Raw genomic sequence first — 18,049 nt, 5'->3', positions numbered from 1 at the left:
CGGCACGTACGGGCCTGTTCAGCCCATGAACTTCTTGAACTCGTCCGGCAGCTCGAAGTCCTTGCCGCCCTGCTGGGGCAGACCGAGCGCGTTGCCGCCCTGGGCCGCGGCCTCGCGGCGCTGGGCCTCCTCCAGCTCCTGCTGCTGGCGCTTCATCGGGTTGCCCGAACGCTGCTTGCCCTTGGCCTTCTTGGGCTGCTTCTTGGTGCGGCCGGGGCCGCCGCCCATGCCCGGCATCCCCGGCATGCCCGGCATCCCGCCGCCCTGGGCCATGCGGGACATCATCTTGCGCGCCTCGAAGAACCGCTCCACCAGGCCCTTGACCGCGCTGACCTCGACGCCGGAACCCTTGGCGATACGGGCGCGGCGGGAGCCGTTGATGATGTTCGGGTCGGTGCGCTCGGCCGGGGTCATCGACTTGATGATGGCGGCCGTGCGGTCCACGTCCCGCTCGTCGATGTTGTTGATCTGGTCCTTGATCTGGCCCATGCCCGGGAGCATGCCGAGCAGCTTGCTGATGCTGCCCATCTTCCTGACCTGCTCCATCTGGGACAGGAAGTCGTCCAGGGTGAAGTCCTGGCCCTTCTTCGACGCCAGCTTCGAGGCCATCTTCTCGGCCTCTTCCTGACTGAACGTCTTCTCCGCCTGCTCGATCAGGGTGAGCAGGTCACCCATGTCGAGGATGCGGGAGGCCATCCGGTCGGGGTGGAACGCGTCGAACTCGTCCAGCTTCTCGCCGTTGGAGGCGAACATGATCGGCTTGCCGGTGATCTGCCGGATCGACAGGGCGGCACCACCGCGGGCGTCGCCGTCGAGCTTGGAGAGCACCACGCCGTCGAAGCCGACGCCGTCGCGGAACGCCTCGGCGGTGTTGACCGCGTCCTGGCCGATCATGGCGTCGACGACGAAGAGGATCTCGTCCGGGGAGACGGCGTCGCGGATGTCCGCGGCCTGCCGCATCATCTCCTGGTCGATGCCCAGGCGGCCGGCGGTGTCCACGATCACGATGTCGTGGACCTTGGACTTGGCGAACTCGATGGAGTCCTTGGCGACCTTGACCGGGTCGCCGACGCCGTTGCCCGGCTCGGGGGCGTAGACCGCGACGCCGGCGCGCTCGGCGACCACGCTGAGCTGGTTGACGGCGTTGGGGCGCTGGAGGTCGCAGGCGACGAGCAGCGGGGAGTGGCCCTGCTCCTTCAGCCAGCGGCCGAGCTTGCCCGCGAGCGTGGTCTTACCGGCACCCTGGAGACCGGCCAGCATGATCACGGTCGGCGGCTGCTTGGCGAAGCGGAGGCGGCGGGTCTCGCCGCCCAGGATCGTCACCAGCTCTTCGTTGACGACCTTGAGGACCTGCTGGGCGGGGTTCAGCGCCCGGGAGACCTCGGCGCCGAGGGCGCGCTCCTTGACGTTCTTGATGAACGACCGGACGACAGGCAGGGCCACGTCCGCTTCGAGGAGCGCGATGCGGATCTCGCGTGCCGTGGCGTCGACGTCCGCCTCGGTCAGCAGACCCTTGCCCCGGAGAGACTTGAAAGTCGCTGACAGGCGGTCGGAGAGAGTATCGAACACGGCGGCGTCGGTCCTCGGGGTCGGAGTCGTTTTGGGCTGCCCTCCAGGGTATCCGGCCCCGCAAGCGATTCGTTCCCGCCCGTCGCACTCGGCGGGCGGGGAATCGCCGCGTCAGGCGCGCAGTGCCTCCTCCAGCGCGCGTGCCGTGGCCGCCGCGTCCGGCGCGGGCAGGGGTGCGCCGGTACCGCTCGTGACGTAGAAGGCGTCCACCGCGTTCGCGCCCAGCGTGCTGACGTGCATGCTCCTCACCCGTACCGCCGCCTTCTCCAGGGCCGTGCCGATGCGGAAGAGGAGGCCCGGGGCGTCCTGGGCGCGGACTTCGATGACCGTGGCGTGGCGGGAGGCGGCCGGGGCGACCGTGACGCGCGGGGGCGGGGCCGCGCGGCCCCGGCGACGGGGGTAGGCGGCGTCGCGCTCGGCGAGGCGGGAGGTGATGTCCAGGGAGCCTTCGAGGGCGCGGACGAGGTCGGCGCGGAGCCTGGCGGCCTGCGGGAGTGAGCCGTACTCGGCGGCGACGCGCCAGTCCAGCAGCAGGACGCAGCCGTCGTCGTCCACGTCGTCGGGCAGTCGCAGCGTGCGCAGTCCGCCCGTGCGGACGGTGAGCCGGTGCAGGGCGAGGACGCCGGCGAGGGCGGGCAGGACGCCGGGCTGGTCGGGTACGGCGATGAGCAGCTCGACGCCGAGCGGTTCGCCCGTATCGGCGGGGTCGTCCGTCTCGGCGGAGTCGTCCGGCGGGGCGGGTTCGGGCTGGGCGCGCAGGGCGAGGACGGGGCCGCCGGTGCGGTGGGCCTCGACGGCGAGGCGTTCCTGTTCGGCGGTGGGGGCGGCGGTCTCGGGTTCGGTGCCCGGGTGTTCGCCCGCGAGGAGCGCGGAGACGCGGCGGACGAGGTCGGCGACGAGGGAGCCGCGCCAGGCGGACCAGGCGGCGGGGCCGGTGGCGAGGGCGTCGGCCTCGGTGAGGGCGTGCAGGAGTTCCAGGGTGGACTGGCTGCCGACGGCGTCGGCGACGGCGCGGACGGTGGCGGGGTCGTCGAGGTCGCGGCGGGTGGCGGTCTCGACGAGGAGCAGGTGGTGCCGGACGAGGGCGGCGAGCACGGCGACGTCGGCGCGGTCGAAGCCGAGCCGGGCGGCGACGTCCTTGGCGATGATCTCCCCGGCCACGGAGTGGTCGCCCGGCCAGCCCTTGCCGATGTCGTGCAGGAGGGCGGCGACGAGGAGGAGGTCGGGGCGGCTGACGCCGCGGGTGAGGGCGGAGGCGCGGACGGCGGTCTCGATGAGGTGCCGGTCGACGGTCCACAGGTGCACGGCGTTGCGCTGCGGGCGGCAGCGGACGCGTTCCCAGTCAGGCAGCAGCCGGGTGATCAGGCCCTCTGCCTCCAGCGCCTCCCATACGTCGACGGTGGGTCGGCCGGAGCCGAGCAGGGTGATGAGCTGTTCGCGGGCCTCGGCGGGCCAGGGGGTGGGCAGCGGGCGGGCGGTGGCGGCCATGCGCCGCACGGCGTGCGGGGAGAGCGGCAGGGCGGCCTGGGCGGCGGCGGCCGCGGCGCGCAGGGGCAGCACGGGGTCGCGTTCGGGGCGGGCGGTGCGGGCGAGGACGGCCTCGCCGTCCTGTTCCACGACGCCTTCGGCGAGGGGGGTGCGTTCGGCGACCGGCTTGCCGCCGCCGAGCATGGCGCGCAGGCGGGGCCGTACGGCGCGGGCGCGCAGCACGCGGCCGACCTCGCGCCAGGTGACGTCGCCGGCGTACGAGATCACGCGGGCGGCCTCGTAGACCTGGCGGAGCAGGGTGTCGGCGTCGAGGAGGCCGAGTCCGGCGGCGACCTGGTCCTGTTCCTGGAGGGCGAGGCGGTCGGTGGCGCGGCCGGTGACGAGGTGGAGGGCGTCGCGGGCGTCGAGGAGGCGGCGCCGGGCGTCGGCGAGGCCCTCGCGGGGGGCGTCGGCGAGCCAGGAGGCGGCGACGGCGCGCAGTGCGGTGGCGTCGCGCAGTCCGCCCCGGGCCTCTTTCAGGTCGGGTTCGAGGAGGAAGCGGAGTTCGCCGTGGCGTTCGGCGCGCTCGGCGCAGAGTTCCCGGAGTTCGGGCAGGCGTTTGGGCGCCTGGTTGCGCCAGTCGGCGAGGATCGCCGTGCGCAGTCCGGCGGTGAGGCCGAGGTCGCCGGTGAGGTGGCGGGCGTCGAGGAGACCGAGCTGCACCTTCAGGTCCTCGCCCGCGGTCGCGCGGGCCTCGGCGGGGGTGCGTACGGAGTGGTCGAGGCTGATGCCGAGGTCCCAGACGGGGTACCAGAGCCGGTCGGCGAGGGCGGCGACGGCGGCGGGGTCGCTGCCGTCGTGCAGGAGCAGCAGGTCGAGGTCGCTGCGCGGGGAGAGTTCGCCGCGGCCGTAGCCGCCGACGGCGACCAGGGAGATGCCCTTGGCGGCGGGTGCGGCGGCGTCGAAGAGGCCGGTGAGCCAGTCGTCGGTGAGTCCGGCGAGGGCCGCACGGCGCGGCGGCCCGGACCGCGCCTCCTCACCGAGGAGGCGCAGCCGGGCCGCCGCGTAGCCGCTGGGTCCCGTGTCTTCGTTCTGTTTCCGGTCATCCGTACGGCTCACCCAGCGACTCCTGTCTTTCCTTCGTGTCAGAGCGCGTCCGGGCCGCGCTCGCCGGTGCGGACGCGGACGGCGGTCTCGACGGGCAGGGACCAGACCTTTCCGTCCCCGATCTTCCCGGTGCGGGCGGCCTTGACGACGACGTCGATCAGCTGCTCGGCGTCCTCGTCCTCGGCGAGCACCTCGATGCGGATCTTGGGGACGAGGTCGACGGTGTACTCGGCGCCCCGGTAGACCTCGGTGTGCCCGCGCTGGCGGCCGTAGCCGCTGGCCTCGGTGACGGTGAGGCCGTGGACGCCGAACGCCTGGAGGGCTTCCTTGATCTCGTCGAGCCGGTGCGGCTTGACGACCGCCGTGATGAGCCTCATGCGTCCACCTTCTTGTTCTTCGCGGCGGCGAGCGCCTGGGCCGTGCCGCCGACGACCCCGCCGCCGGTGCCACTGAAGTCGTAGGCGGTCTCGGCGTGCTGGGACTGGTCGATGCCGGAGATCTCCTCGTCCTCGGGGACCCGCATGCCGATGGTCTTGTCGAGGAGGAAGGCGAGGACGGCGGAGGCCAGCAGGGAGTAGGCGAGGACGGCGAAGACGCCGGCGCACTGCTTCCAGAGCTGGTCGAAGGTGTGGTCGCCGTAGAAGACGCCGGCCGCGTCGGACTGGCCCTTGCCGGTGGCGAAGAAGCCGATGAGCAGGGAGCCGACGATGCCGCCGACCATGTGGACGCCGACGACGTCGAGGGAGTCGTCGTAGCCGAACTTGAACTTCAGGCCGACGGCCGCGGCGCAGGCGACACCGGCGATGACGCCGACGGCGATCGCGCCGAGCGGGGAGACGGCGCCGCCGGACGGGGTGATGGCGACGAGTCCGGCGACGGCGCCGGAGGCGGCACCGAGGGTGGTGCAGGCGCCGTGGCGGATCTTCTCGTAGGCGAGCCAGGCCAGCATGGCGGCGGCGGTGGCGACCTGGGTGTTGACGAACATCAGGGCGCCCACGCCGTCGTCGTTGCCCAGCCAGGAACCGGCGTTGAAGCCGAACCAGCCGAACCAGAGCAGTCCGGCGCCGAGCATGACCAGCGGCAGGCTGTGCGGGCGCATCGGGTCCTTCTTGAAGCCGACGCGCTTGCCGATGACCAGGATGACGCCGAGGGCGGCGGCACCGGCGTTGATGTGGACGGCGGTGCCGCCCGCGAAGTCGATCACGCCGAGTTTGAAGGCCCAGCCGTCGGAGGCCCAGACCCAGTGGGCGACCGGGATGTAGACGACCGTGGCCCACAGGGCGACGAACAGGGCCCAGGCCGAGAACTTCACCCGGTCGGCGAGGGCTCCGCTGATGAGTGCGGGGGTGATGATGGCGAACATCATCTGGAAGACCATGAAGACGAACACCGGGATGGTGTAGTCCGGCCAGAGTTCCGTCAGCCCGATGTCGCTCAGTCCGAGCCAGTCGGCGTTCCATCCGATGAAGCTGGAGCCCGACCCGAAGGCCAGGGAGAACCCGTAGAGCACCCAGAGGAGGGTGACGATGCCGATGCTGATGAAGCTCATCATCAGCATGTTGAGGGTGCTCTTGACGCGGACCATGCCTCCGTAGAAGAAGGCCAGACCCGGCGTCATGAGCAGCACCAGGGCGGAACAGATCAGCATGAAGCCTGTGTTCGCGGAGGACAGTTTCGGTGCCTCCGCGGCAAGCGTGATGGCTGCTGCCATCGGCGTCTCCTCATCGGTTGTACGGCCCCGTGCGGGCGGTGCCTGGGCGGTCCGGTCAAGTGAGGGGTGGGCCGGTTATGCGCCATGAGACTGACGCAGCGCCGTTTCGACCGGAGCCCCTGGCTGTTTCGCGGGGGTGACGAAGGCACCTGGCGTGTTACGCGTCCATGAACTGCCCGCTGGCGGGCACGACGATCGTTATCGTGGCGCAACCGGCGCCGGAGCCGCCGTAGCGACAGGCGGGCGGGGGCGTACGGAAACCGGCCGCGGCGGCCTCTCGATGACCTGGCATGGGGGAGCCGAGTCGGGCAGTTCGGGAGGACCGGCCGCGGCCGGGGCAGGTGGAGCCGGGCGGGTCAGCCCGCCTCGGCGCTCTCCGGGAGGTCGACGGCGAGCTGTTCGGTGAGGTCGATGACGGCGGCGAGGTCCCCGAAGTCCCGCGCGGCCGTGCCGACCGTCTTGCGGATACGGGTGTTGACCCGCTCCGAGCGGACCTTGCGGGCGGTCTCCATGGCGCGTGAGGCGTAGTCGCTGCCGCGCTCGGGTTCGCGCTGGAGGAGATGGACGGTGGCCATGCCGATCAGGTTGAGCGCGTAGGACCGCTGGTGTTCGCCGTCCTTGGCGAACAGCTCCACGGCGCGCTCCATCAGCGGCTCGGCGAGCGAGGCGTAGGTGGGGCTGCGGCCGGCCACGTAGGCGAGGTCGCGGAAGGAGTGGGAGTTCTCGCCGTGCAGCTCGGCCTCGGAGAAGAAGCGGATCCAGTCGGGGTCCGGATCGTCCCAGTCGTCGGCGTCGGCGAAGGTGTCCTCGGCCATGCGGACGGCGCGCTTGCACTTGCCGGGCTGGCCCATGTTGGCGTAGGCGCGGGCCTCCATCGCATACAGCATGGACTGGGTGCGCGGACTGGCGCAGTCCCGGCTGCCGTACTGCGCGAGGTGGATCAGTTCGAGGGCGTCGTCGGGGCGGCCGAGGTGGATCATCTGGCGGCTCATGCTGGAGAGCACGTAGGAGCCGAGCGGTTTGTCCCCGGCTTCCTTGGCGGCGTGCAGGGCAAGGACGAAGTACTTCTGCGCGGTGGGCTGCAGGCCCACGTCGTACGACATCCAGCCGGCCAGTTCGGCGAGTTCGGCGGCGACCTTGAAGAGTTTGCGGGTGGTGGCCTCGGGCTGCGGTTCCTGGAGGAGGTCGGTGACCTCGTGGAGCTGGCCGACGACGGCTTTCCGGCGCAGTCCCCCGCCGCACTGGGCGTCCCACTGGCGGAACATCTTGGTGGTGGACTCCAGCAGCTCCAGCTCGGGGCGGGAGAGGCGGCCGGGCCTGCGGGGTTCGTGGACCGGCTCGGGCTCGGGCGGGACCGGGCCGGCGGGGGCGGGGACCAGCCAGCGCTGCATGGGCTCGATCAGCGCGGGGCCCGCCGAGAGGCCGAGGGAGGTGCCGAGGAAGCCGCGCCGGGCGAGCATCAGGTCGCTGCGCGAGAACTCGCTGAGCAGCGCGACGGTCTGCGGGCCGGTCCAGGGCAGGTCGACGCCGGACGCGGAGGGTGACTGGCGGGCGACGCGCAGGCCGAGGTCCTCGATGGAGACGACGCAGCCGAACCGCTCGGAGAACAGCTCGGAGAGGATGCGCGGGATGGGCTCGCGCGGGTTCTCCCCGTCCAGCCAGCGGCGGACCCGGGAGGTGTCGGTGGAGATGTGGTTGGCGCCGAGCTGGCGGGCCCGGCGGTTCACCTGGCGGGCCAGCTCCCCCTTGGACCAGCCGCTGCGCACGAACCACGAGCCGAGCAGGTCGTTGGGGCGCTTGTCAGCGTTCGTACCGCCACCGCCGTTGCCGCCCACTGGAACGCCCCCATTCCGAAACACCTGTCGCCGATGCGCCAAGCCCTATCAGAATGCCGGTGGACCGGGCCGCCCGTCCGACGGTTCTCACCCTTCGAACGAGCTGACGGCTTGCCTCCGGCATACCCATGAGTGCATGTGCCCCCGGGACTCGCACACTCACAGTAATCCCACGATCACCCTTCCAGCCACGGCGATCCTTGAAACGCCACCATTCGCCACCCCTTCGAATGAACTCACGATGACCGCCGCGCGATTCACTTGACACCGGGCGATCGGCAGTGGGCGGCAGGAAGCGCGTGGGGGCGCGTGGAGCCCCGTACACCACCTTTCGTGCCGCGATGCGCCGCCTTGTCCCGACCGGGACGTGGGAAAGCGGGAGTCGGGGAGTCACTTTCCGCATTCCTCCCGCTCCGTTTCGTAACCACCGGCGCGCTGGACCCGTTGGAGGGGGCATGGGTTTCACGATCGGCGGCATCCGGGAGATCCGCTCCGGCACTCGTCGGCGCGGCCGCGCACGGGAGTGCACCACGGCCGCCGAGTTCACCGGGCTGTGGGGCTGGGACGTGGTGCCGGGGGCACGCGCCACGGGCGGCGTCTGCTCGTGCGGGCACGCCGGGTGCCCGGAGCCGGGCGCGCATCCGCTGGACTTCGCCCCCGCGGTGCCCGCCGGCTCCACGCTGCACGAGGCGAGCCGGGCGTGGGCCGAGGTGCCGGGCGCGTCCGTGATGCTGCCGGTGGGCCGGGCCTTCGACGTGATCGAGGTGGCGGAGGCGGCCGGACGGCGGGCGCTGGCGCGGCTGGAGCGGATGGGGCTTCCCCTCGGCCCGGTCACCGCGACCCCGGAGGGCCGCGCGCACTTCCTGGTCGCCCCCGGCACCGCCGCCGAGCTGCCCCGCCTGCTGTACCGCATGGGCTGGGACGACCCCTCCGCGCTGGATCTGCGCGGCCTCGGCCCGGGTACGCACATCACCGCCCCGCCCTCGGACCGGGGCGGCCTCGGCCCGGTGCGCTGGCTGCGCCCGCCGGTGCTGGACGGGGCGGCGCGTCCGCCCGCGGCCCGGCTGCTGCTGGGGACGCTGGCCTACGTGGCCCACCGCTCCGCCGCCCCGGCGTAGCGCGCACGGCCGCCCGCTCTCACGGCGAAGCGCCCGTCCCCCGGTGTCTCGCGGGGGCGGGCGCTTCGGTGTGCTCGCGGTCGGGGTGACGGGGGTCAGTCACCGAGGAGCGCGTCGACGAACGCCTCCGGGTCGAACGGCGCGAGGTCGTCGGGGCCCTCACCGAGGCCGATGAGCTTGACCGGGACGCCCAGCTCGTTCTGCACGGCGATGACGATGCCGCCCTTGGCGGTGCCGTCGAGCTTGGTGAGCACGATGCCGGTGATGTCCACGACCTCGGAGAAGACGCGGGCCTGCACCAGGCCGTTCTGGCCGGTGGTGGCGTCGAGCACGAGGAGGACCTCGTCCAGCGGGGCGTGCTTCTCCACGACGCGCTTGACCTTGCCCAGCTCGTCCATGAGGCCGGTCTTGGTGTGCAGGCGGCCGGCGGTGTCGATGAGCACCACGTCGACGCCCATCTCCTTGCCCTCCTTCACCGAGTCGAAGGCGACGGAGGCGGGGTCGCCGGCCTCCGGGCCGCGCACGGTGTGGGCGCCGACGCGCTCGCCCCAGGTCTGGAGCTGGTCGGCGGCGGCGGCGCGGAAGGTGTCGGCGGCGCCGAGCACGACGGTGCGGCCGTCGGCGACCAGGACACGGGCGAGCTTGCCGGTGGTGGTGGTCTTGCCGGTGCCGTTGACGCCGACGACCATCACGATGCCGGGCTTGCGGCTCTCGGGCTCGGTCCTGACCTCGCGGTCCATGTCGGTGCCGACGAGCTTCAGCAGCTCCTCGCGGAGCAGGCCGCGCAGTTCCTCGGGGGTGCGGGTGCCGAGCACCTTGACGCGCTCGCGCAGCCGCTCGACCAGTTCCTGGGTGGGCTGGACGCCGACGTCGGCGGTGAGGAGGGTGTCCTCGATCTCCTCCCAGGTGTCCTCGTCCAGGTGCTCGCGCGACAGCAGCGTGAGCAGGCCCTTGCCGAGGGCGTTCTGCGAGCGGGAGAGGCGGGCGCGCAGCCGGATCAGCCGTCCGGCGCTGGGCTCCGGGATCTCGATCTCGGGAGCCGCTTCGGCGGCGGGGGGCTCCTCGACGGTGGTGGGGGCGCCGCCGCCCGGCAGGTCCACCTCCTCGATGGTCCGGCGTTCTTCGTCGCGCGGGGTCTCGGCCTCGTCTCCGACGTGGGGTTCGGCCGGAGGCGCGGTCAGGTCGGGCGTCGACGGCGGGGGCGGCGGCAGCGGCTTCTTGCGCCTGCCGGCGATGAGGAGCCCGCCGAGCGCGCCGAGCACGACCACGGCGATGACTACAGCAAGGATGATGGTTTCCATAACCCGTCCAGTATCAGCCATGGGGTATCCGACGAAAGGGCTTCCGCGCGCCTGGCATTTCCTCCAAGAGACAAATGCCACAGGGGCCGTGCAGTCGGCTTAAACTACGATGACTCTTGGCTCCGCTCCGCGCGTAGAGCCGTCGTCCTCGTCCCCCACCGCTAGGACACTCCCCTTTCATGAGCAAGACGGCCGCGCGCGAGGGCGCGCTGGAAACCCGTGGCATCGAGCCGGTCCCCGATCACGAGCGCACCGCGCGGACCCGCGGGCTCTTCCCCACCTGGGTGGGGGCCAACATCAGTGTCCTGCTGCTCACGATGGGCGCGAGCCTGGTCGTGGCGTACCACCTGAACTTCTGGCAGGCCCTCGTCGTGGCGGCCGTCGCGCCCCTCGTCTCCTACGGCCTGGTCGGTCTGATCGGCATCGCGGGCAAGCGGGGCGCCGCGCCCGGCATGGCGCTGTCGCGCGCGGTGTTCGGCCAGCGCGGCAACCTGCTGCCCGGTTCGCTGATCTGGGTCGCGCGCTGGGGCTGGGAGACGATCAACGCCGTGACCGGCGCGTACGCGCTGCTCACCATCCTCGACCTCGGTCTGGGCATCAAGGCGAACGGCGTGCTGGACATGGTCACGCTGCTGCTCTTCGTGATCGCCACGTTCGCGATCTCCGGGCTCGGCATCAACGCCGTGCAGAAGTGCAGCAAGTACGCGGCCTACCTCTTCGGTGTCTTCTCGGTCCTGGTGCTGGGGTACCTGGCCGTGCACACCGAGTGGTCGCGCGTGCTGCACGGGGGCGCCGGGTCGACGGCCTCGCTCATCACCGCGGTCGGCATGATCGCCGCGGGCGGCGTGAGCTGGATTCCGTCCGCGCCGGACTTCACGCGCTACCTGCCGCGTACGGCCTCCTCCAGGGCGGTCGTCGGGCACACCGTCGGCGGGGCGGGCATCGTCGTTCTGCCGCTGGTGCTGATGGGCGCGGTGATGGCGGTGGGCACCCCGGACCTGGCCTCGGCCTCCGACCCGGTCTCCTTCCTCGGCAAGATCCTGCCGCTGTGGATCACCGTGCCGTATCTGCTGATCGCGGTGATCGGCATGCTGCTGATCAACTCGATGTCGATGTACTCGGCCGGGTTCACCGCGCAGACGCTCGGCTTCCGCATCCCGCGCCACTGGGCCGTCTCCGTCAACGCCGTGATCTCGCTGGCGCTGGGCGGTGTGCTGATGCTGGTGGCGTCCAGCTTCATGGGCTCCTTCATCGCCTTCCTGTCGATGCTCGCGGTGGCCTTCTCCGCCTGGACGGGCGTCTTCGGCGCGGACATGCTGCGCCGCAAGGAGTACGACGCCCGCGCCCTGGCCGACACCACCCGCACCAGCGCCTACTGGTACCGCGCCGGCTTCTCCCCCGCGGCCGTCACCGCCTGGGCCGTCGGCCTGGTCTCCGGGCTCCTCTTCACCACCTCGGACTGGTTCACCGGCCCGCTGGCGGCCAACAACGTCATCGGCCGGTACGGCCTGGGCTGGATCGCGGCGATCGTCATCTCCGCCGCCCTGTACCTGGCCCTCCCCAAGCCTCCGGTAACCCGCCCGGCCACCACCCCGACCCAGACCCCGGCCGAGGAGCAGACCCCGGCCACGGTCTGACCCCCGCCACGCTCTGAAGGCCCCCTCCACGGAGGGGGCCTTCGGCATGCCACCGGGTGCGTACGCTTCGGCAACGCGGCCTCGCTGCTGGCCTCCTGTCACGAGGCGGCGAATCTGACCTCGGCGTTCACCGGCCGGGCCGTCGGAGAGCCGCGTACCGACGGGCTCCGCCGGTGCGTGTGTTCCGTCGGCGGAGGAGACGACGACACGGGCCCTGGCGAACTGGAGCGAGGCACGACGTGGTTCTACCTGGCCTGGGACATCGGGGTGGCCGCTCTCGCGCCGGGGCGCCGGCACTTGGCCGTGCCGGCCGCGACCGACACTGACTGAGCCCCGGCTCCACGCCCCCGCAAAACCACACCGCCCCCGCTCCAGGCAGTGGCCGGAGCGGGGGCGGTGGAGGTGCGAGGAGAGGGGCAGCGGGGACTTGGCCCTTCTCCTCGGGCTTGTGGGGGCTAGCCCATCTCCTCCAGCGTCTTGCCCTTCGTCTCCTTGACGAACTTCAGGACGAACGGGATGGAGAGCGCGGCGAAGATCGTGTAGATCACGTAGGTGCCGGAGAGGTTCCACTCGGCCAGCGACGGGAAGCTCGCGGTGATGGCCCAGTTGGCGATCCACTGCGCGGAGGCGGCGACGCCGAGGGCGGCGGCGCGGATGCGGTTCGGGAACATCTCGCCGAGGAAGACCCAGACCACCACGCCCCAGGAGAGGGCGAAGAAGAGGACGAAGACGTGGGCGGCGACGAGGGCGACCCAGCCCTGCGTGGCGGGGAGCTTGCCGTCGACGAGGTGGTACGAGAACGCCCAGGCCTCCAGCGCGAGACCGACGACCATGCCGACCGAGCCGATGAGGGCCAGCGGCTTACGGCCGATCCGGTCCACGAAGATCATGGCGATCACGGTGCCGATGATGTTGATGATCGACGTCGTGAAGGAGTACAGGAAGGAGTCCGTCGGGTCGACACCGACCGACTGCCACAGCGTCGAGGAGTAGTAGAACGCGACGTTGATGCCGACGAACTGCTGGAAGACCGAGAGGCCGATACCGACCCAGACGATCGGCTTGAAGAAGAAGCTGCCGCCGAGCAGGTCCTTGAACGAGGACTTGTGCTCGCTCTTCATGGCGTGCTCGATCTCGTTCACACGGGCGTCGAGGTCGACGTCCTTGCCCTCGACCTCGGCCAGGATCTCGCGGGCGCGCTCGCGGCGGCCGACGGAGAGCAGGAAGCGCGGGGACTCGGGGATGGCGAAGGAGAGCAGGCCGTAGAGGACGGCCGGGATCACCATGACGCCCAGCATGACCTGCCAGACCTCGAGGCCCATCAGCTTGCCGCGCTGGTCGCCGCCGGCGGCGTTGAGCAGGCCCCAGTTGACCAGCTGCGAGACGGCGATGCCGATGACGATCGCGGCCTGCTGGAAGGAGCCGAGCCTGCCGCGGTACGCGGGCGGGGACACCTCGGCGATGTAGGCCGGGCCGATGACCGAGGCCATGCCGATGGCGAAACCGCCGATGATGCGCCAGAAGGCGAGGTCCCACAGCGCGAAGGGCAGCGCGGAACCGACGGCGCTGATGGTGAACAGCACGGCGGCGATCTGCATGCAGCGGATACGGCCGATCCGGTCGGCTATGCGGCCGGCGGTGGCGGCACCGATGGCGCAGCCGATCAGCGCGATGGCGATGACCTGGGCGAGGACGGCGGACCCCACGTCGTAACGGTCACGGATGGCCTCGACGGCGCCGTTGATCACGGAGCTGTCGTAGCCGAACAGGAAGCCGCCCATCGCGGCAGCGGCCGCGATGAAGATGACGTGCCCGAGATGTTCGGGATGAGCCGTCCCGGCTCCTGGCTGGGGTGCCTGCGCTGTGCTGGTCACGTGTAACTCCTCGGGCCACGGCAACGCTGCCGGGTGGGGGCGAGCCCTTCCAGGTTCCAGTGGCGCACAACTTGGCGCCACTTACACCTGAAGGTAAAAGCAACGTTGCAGAGACTATGCCTTCAAGTTTCGAAGTCAATACCTAGATGACTGTGACTTAAGAGATACGCCCACGCTCAAGTTGTTCAAGAAGTAAACGCAGTCGTATTTGATCTTGAAAGGCCGGCTAGCGAAGCCGCTGCGAGATGACCTTCGACACACCGTCACCCTGCATCGAGACGCCGTACAATGCGTCGGCCACCTCCATGGTGCGCTTCTGGTGGGTGATCACGACGAGCTGCGAACTCTCCTGCAGCTCACGCATGATGCCGATCAGCCGCTGGAGATTGGTGTCGTCCAGAGCCGCCTCCACCTCGTCCATGACATAGAAGGGGCTGGGGCGGGCCTTGAAGATCGACACCAGCATGGCCACGGCCGTCAGCGACCGCTCGCCACCGGACAGCAGGCTCAGCCGCTTCACCTTCTTCCCGGGCGGCCGCGCCTCCACGTCCACCCCGGTGGCCAGCATGTCGTCCGGGTCGGTCAGCACCAGCCGGCCCTCGCCGCCGGGGAAGAGCCGGGCGAAGACGCCCTCGAACTCCCGGGCGGTGTCCCGGAACGCCTCGGCGAAGACCTGCTGGACACGGTCGTCGACCTCCTTCACCACCCTGAGCAGATCGGCCCGGGTCTTCTTCAGGTCCTCCAGCTGCTCGCTGAGGAACTTGTGCCGCTCTTCGAGCGCCGCAAACTCCTCCAGCGCCAGCGGATTCACCTTGCCGAGCTGCTGGTAGGCCCGCTCGGCCGCCCTGAGCCGCTTCTCCTGCTCCGCGCGGACGAAAGGACGCGGCAGGTCACGGGGGTCTTCGGCGCCCTCGGGCGGCACCTCGCCGTCGGCCGGGGGCGAGGGCGGCACCGGCTGGAGCGGACCGTACTCGGCCACCAGCCCCTCGGGTTCCACCCCGAACTCCTCCAGCGCCCTGGCCTCCAGCTGCTCGATCCGCAGCCGCTTCTCCGCGCCCAGCACCTCGCCGCGGTGCACCGAGTCCGTCAGCTTGTCCAGTTCCGCCTTGAGGTCGCGCCCCGCGCCACGGGCCTCGGCCAGCTCCCGTTCGCGGACCGCCTTGGCCGCCTCGGCGGCGTCGCGCTCCCGCTGGGAGCGGCCGAGGGACACCTCGATGTGCGCCAGCAGCTGCCGGGCGCCGTCGGCGACGGCCGAAGCGACGGCCGCCTCGTGGCGCAGCCGGGCCCGCCGCCGCTCCGCACGCGCGCGTGCCTCGCGCTCGGCGCGGGCGGCCCGGTCCAGCGAGTCGGCCCGCCCGGCGAGCCCCTTGACCCGCTCCTCGTGGGTACGGACCTGGAGCCGGGCCTCCATCTCGGTCTGCCGCGCGTTGGCGCCGTCGGCGGAGAGCCGGTCGCGTACGGCGGTGTCGGGTTCCTCCTCGGCCGGCATCTCCTCGGCGGTGGCCAGCCGCGCGGCCAGCTCCTCCGCCTCGGCGACGGCCCGCTCCAGCGCCTCCTGGGCGCGGGCGGCGGCCGCGGCCGAGCGCTCCGCCTCCCCGGCGGCGCCCCGCGCCTGCCCGGCGAGCCGGCCGAGCCGCTGGGCGACGGCCGACTTCTCCCGGTCGGCCGCCCGGCGCCGCTCCCCCGCCTCCTCCACCAGCGCGGCGGCCTCGGCCCGTACCGCGGACGCCTCCTGCCGGGCCAGCGCCAGTTCCTCGCACCGCACGGCCAGTTCCGCGAGCCCGGCGGCGGCCTCGTCCACGGAGGCCCGTACCTCCAGCAGGCTGGGCGCCCCGGCCGAGCCGCCCTCCGCGAAGTGCGCCCCGAGCAGATCCCCCTGAGCGGTCACCGCGATCAGGTCGGGCCGCGCGTAGACGAGCGTCTCGGCCTCCTCCAGCGTGCCCACGACGACGATCCCCCGCAGCAGCCGCCGCACGGCGGGCATCAGCTCCTCGGGGCCGCGGACGAGATCGGCGGCGAAGGGGTGCCCGTGCGCCGCCGCGACCCGGCTCTCCGCGTCCTGCCCGCCCGCGATCATGAGCGCGGCCCGCCCCGCCTCCTCCTTGCGGAGATGACGGATGGCCTCGGCCGCGGCGGCGGGGGTCGAGGCGGCGAGGGCGTCGGCCGCCGTGCCGAAGGCGGTGGCGAGGGCGGTCTCGTGGCCGGGGGTGACGGTCAGGAGATCGGCGGCGGGGCCGAGGACGCCGGTGAGACGGTGGCGGGCGTCGAGCAGGGTGCCGGTGCCGTCCTTGCGGCGCAGGCCCAGGGCGAGGGCGTCGTGGCGGGCGCCGAGGGCGGCGCGTTCGCGTTCGGCGCCGGTGAGCGCGTCGCGGGCGGCACCGGACGCGGCCTCGGCGTCGGCGAGCCGGCGCCTGGCCCTCTCGTGCCGCTCGGCGAGCTCGGCGTCGTCCGCGTCGAGCCCGTCGACCTCGGCCTGGAGTGCCTCGTACTCCTCCTGCGCCCGTACCGCCCGCTCCTGGGCCTCGTCCCGGCCGGTGGCCAGCCGGTCGATCTCGGCCTGGGCGGAGGCGGCGCGGGAGCGGGCGGCGCCCACCTTGCCCGACAGCCGGGCCAGCCCCTCGCGGCGGTCGGCGATGGCCCGCGCGACGTCCTTCAGGCGCCGCTCCTCCGCGGTGAGCGCGCGTTCGAGTTCGGTGCGGTGGGTGACCGTGTCGTCGAGGGCGTAGCGGGCGGCGTCCAGGGCGGCTTCGAGCTCCGCCTCCTGCTCCCGGACCCGGGCCGCCTCGCGCTCCAGGTCTTCGGGGTCGCGGCCGTGGCGTTCCTCGGGGGGCCCGGTGGTGGCGCTGCGGACCCGGGCCTCGGCCAGCGAGACGGTGCCGCGCACCCGTTCGGCCAGTTGCGACAGGTCGTAGAAGGTCTGCTGGGCGCGGCCGAGGCGTGGGGAGAGCCCGCGGACCTCTTCCTCCAGGCGGGTCTCGCGCCGCAGGGCCTCGCGCAGTTCCCGGTCGGCGGTGTCCTTGCGTTCCTTCAGGGCGGCCTCGTCGGCGATCTCGGCGCCGAGCGCTTCCCGGAGCCGTACGAGGTCGTCGGCGAGCAGGCGCAGGCGGGCGTCGCGCAGGTCGGCCTGGATCACGGCGGCGCGGCGGGCGACGGCGGCCTGGCGGCCGAGCGGCTTGAGCTGGCGGCGCAGTTCGTCGGTGAGGTCCTGCACGCGCGCGAGGTTGGCCTGCATCGCGTCGAGCTTCCGCAGCGCCTTCTCCTTGCGCTTGCGGTGCTTGAGGACGCCCGCGGCCTCCTCGATGAAGGCGCGGCGGCCCATGGGGTCGGCGTGCAGTACGGAGTCCAGCCGGCCCTGACCGACGATGACGTGCATCTCGCGGCCGATGCCGGAGTCGGACAGCAGTTCCTGGATGTCGAGCAGGCGGCAGACGTCGCCGTTGATCCGGTACTCGCTGCCGCCGTTGCGGAACATGGTCCGCGTGATGGTGACCTCGGCGTACTCGATGGGCAGCGCGCGGTCGGAGTTGTCGATGGTGAGGGACACCTCGGCCCGGCCCAGCGGCGGACGGCCGGTGGTGCCGGCGAAGATGACGTCCTCCATCTTGCCGCCGCGCAGCGACTTGGCGCCCTGTTCGCCCATGACCCAGCTCAGCGCGTCCACGACGTTGGACTTGCCGGAGCCGTTCGGGCCGACGACACAGGTGATGCCCGGCTCGAAGCGGAGTGTGGTCGCCGAGGCGAACGACTTGAAGCCGCGGAGGGTCAGGGCCTTGAGGTGCACGCGGCCGGACTTTACCGGGCAGGTGGTATCTCACTCCACGAACACTCGCAACCCCACGGTTTCGCCCATGTACCCGAAGGGCACATCATTTGTTGAAGAGGCTGAAAGGATGCGCGGGGGAAGAACTGAGGGACGCCAAAGGCGTCCCTGGGACTCGGACGGACGGGCTCCGCCGTCCGGGTCGGCTCGTAGCGATTGCGTCAGAAGCGGTTGTCTCGGGCGGGCCCGACCGCTGCCGCTGTGGTGGAGCGGCGCAGCGATCAGGTGAGCGCAGGCTCCGCCTGGTGTGCGTCGATGCTCTCCATGATCCTGTCCTGAGAGGCGGCAGCCGTCAGCGCGTCGTTCTCCGACTGGATCCGAGTGAGCTCGGACTCCAGGTCCTGTACACGCTGCTGCAGCCGTCGCATCTCGGCGAGGAGTCGCGGGTCGGAGCCGCCGACGTAACCGAGAAGCGCCTTTGCCATGATGGATGGTCCTCCACACTGAGTGACCGACCGATGCGGTTGGGTCGTGAGGGATTCGCACCCGGCATTGCCTGGCACACGCTGGTGTTGCACTGCCGTTCGTCATGCCAAACAGCCAAGATGCGCGGGGCTTTCAGCGTCTCACCAAAAAGTTTGACGGTCAACACGATCACACCCCGTATTGG

General features: G+C 71.8%; 12 protein-coding genes. 3 read left to right on the top strand and 9 right to left on the bottom strand.

Annotated features, from left to right (window positions below):
• Positions 1 to 18: 18 nt before the first annotated feature.
• The 5 genes from ffh to ABZ898_RS03005 all read right to left on the bottom strand — a co-directional run bounded on the left by ffh (position 19) and on the right by ABZ898_RS03005 (position 7,689).
• On the bottom strand, positions 19 to 1,569 hold the full coding sequence (gene ffh, locus ABZ898_RS03025; protein WP_361652091.1) for a signal recognition particle protein: 1,551 nt from the start codon (positions 1,567 to 1,569) through the stop codon (positions 19 to 21).
• Positions 1,570 to 1,680: 111 nt separating this feature from the next.
• Positions 1,681 to 4,155 carry a [protein-PII] uridylyltransferase gene (locus tag ABZ898_RS03020; protein WP_361652089.1) on the bottom strand — a complete coding sequence of 825 codons (2,475 nt, stop codon included), beginning with the start codon at positions 4,153 to 4,155 and terminating at the stop codon, positions 1,681 to 1,683.
• 26 nt (positions 4,156 to 4,181) lie between these two features.
• Positions 4,182 to 4,520: a P-II family nitrogen regulator gene (locus ABZ898_RS03015; protein WP_130332690.1), complete on the bottom strand. Its 339-nt coding sequence runs from the start codon at positions 4,518 to 4,520 to the stop codon at positions 4,182 to 4,184.
• The gene (locus tag ABZ898_RS03010) at positions 4,517 to 5,854 is read right to left on the bottom strand and encodes an ammonium transporter (RefSeq protein WP_361652086.1); all 1,338 of its coding nucleotides are present in this window, start codon (positions 5,852 to 5,854) and stop codon (positions 4,517 to 4,519) included. Before ABZ898_RS03010 ends, ABZ898_RS03015 begins: the two co-directional genes overlap by 4 nt.
• A 356-nt stretch (positions 5,855 to 6,210) precedes the next feature.
• The gene (locus ABZ898_RS03005; protein WP_361652084.1) at positions 6,211 to 7,689 is read right to left on the bottom strand and encodes a hypothetical protein; all 1,479 of its coding nucleotides are present in this window, start codon (positions 7,687 to 7,689) and stop codon (positions 6,211 to 6,213) included.
• Between the two features lie 455 nt (positions 7,690 to 8,144).
• On the opposite strand from ABZ898_RS03005, the gene ABZ898_RS03000 reads away from it, so the two are divergent.
• A complete protein-coding gene (locus tag ABZ898_RS03000; protein ID WP_361652082.1) occupies positions 8,145 to 8,807 on the top strand; it encodes a bifunctional DNA primase/polymerase in 663 nt (220 codons plus the stop codon).
• 95 nt (positions 8,808 to 8,902) lie between these two features.
• Here the strand turns inward: ABZ898_RS03000 and ftsY are convergent, their stop codons facing one another.
• Positions 8,903 to 10,108 (bottom strand): signal recognition particle-docking protein FtsY, encoded by a 1,206-nt coding sequence (gene ftsY / locus ABZ898_RS02995; protein ID WP_361652080.1) that lies wholly within the window; start codon positions 10,106 to 10,108, stop codon positions 8,903 to 8,905.
• A gap of 179 nt (positions 10,109 to 10,287) precedes the next feature.
• On the opposite strand from ftsY, the gene ABZ898_RS02990 reads away from it, so the two are divergent.
• Both ABZ898_RS02990 and ABZ898_RS02985 read left to right on the top strand, forming a co-directional pair.
• Positions 10,288 to 11,745: a cytosine permease gene (locus ABZ898_RS02990; protein ID WP_361652078.1), complete on the top strand. Its 1,458-nt coding sequence runs from the start codon at positions 10,288 to 10,290 to the stop codon at positions 11,743 to 11,745.
• A gap of 177 nt (positions 11,746 to 11,922) precedes the next feature.
• The gene (locus ABZ898_RS02985) at positions 11,923 to 12,075 is read left to right on the top strand and encodes a DUF6183 family protein (RefSeq protein ID WP_361652076.1); all 153 of its coding nucleotides are present in this window, start codon (positions 11,923 to 11,925) and stop codon (positions 12,073 to 12,075) included.
• Between the two features lie 125 nt (positions 12,076 to 12,200).
• Here ABZ898_RS02985 and ABZ898_RS02980 read toward each other — a convergent pair whose 3' ends face one another.
• The 3 genes from ABZ898_RS02980 to ABZ898_RS02970 all read right to left on the bottom strand — a co-directional run bounded on the left by ABZ898_RS02980 (position 12,201) and on the right by ABZ898_RS02970 (position 17,864).
• Entirely contained in the window at positions 12,201 to 13,619 is a 1,419-nt protein-coding gene (locus tag ABZ898_RS02980) for a sugar porter family MFS transporter (RefSeq protein WP_361652074.1), read from the bottom strand.
• Positions 13,620 to 13,845: 226 nt separating this feature from the next.
• Positions 13,846 to 17,400 (bottom strand): chromosome segregation protein SMC, encoded by a 3,555-nt coding sequence (gene smc / locus ABZ898_RS02975; protein WP_361652072.1) that lies wholly within the window; start codon positions 17,398 to 17,400, stop codon positions 13,846 to 13,848.
• A 260-nt stretch (positions 17,401 to 17,660) separates the two neighbouring features.
• A complete protein-coding gene (locus ABZ898_RS02970; RefSeq protein ID WP_030808525.1) occupies positions 17,661 to 17,864 on the bottom strand; it encodes a hypothetical protein in 204 nt (67 codons plus the stop codon).
• Positions 17,865 to 18,049: the final 185 nt, after the last annotated feature.

The sequence above is a fragment of the Streptomyces sp. NPDC046860 genome (assembly GCF_040645115.1).
Classification (GTDB): domain Bacteria; phylum Actinomycetota; class Actinomycetes; order Streptomycetales; family Streptomycetaceae; genus Streptomyces.
The sequence above is the reverse complement of the archived record's forward strand: the minus strand, read 5'-3'. Positions and strand labels throughout refer to the sequence as shown.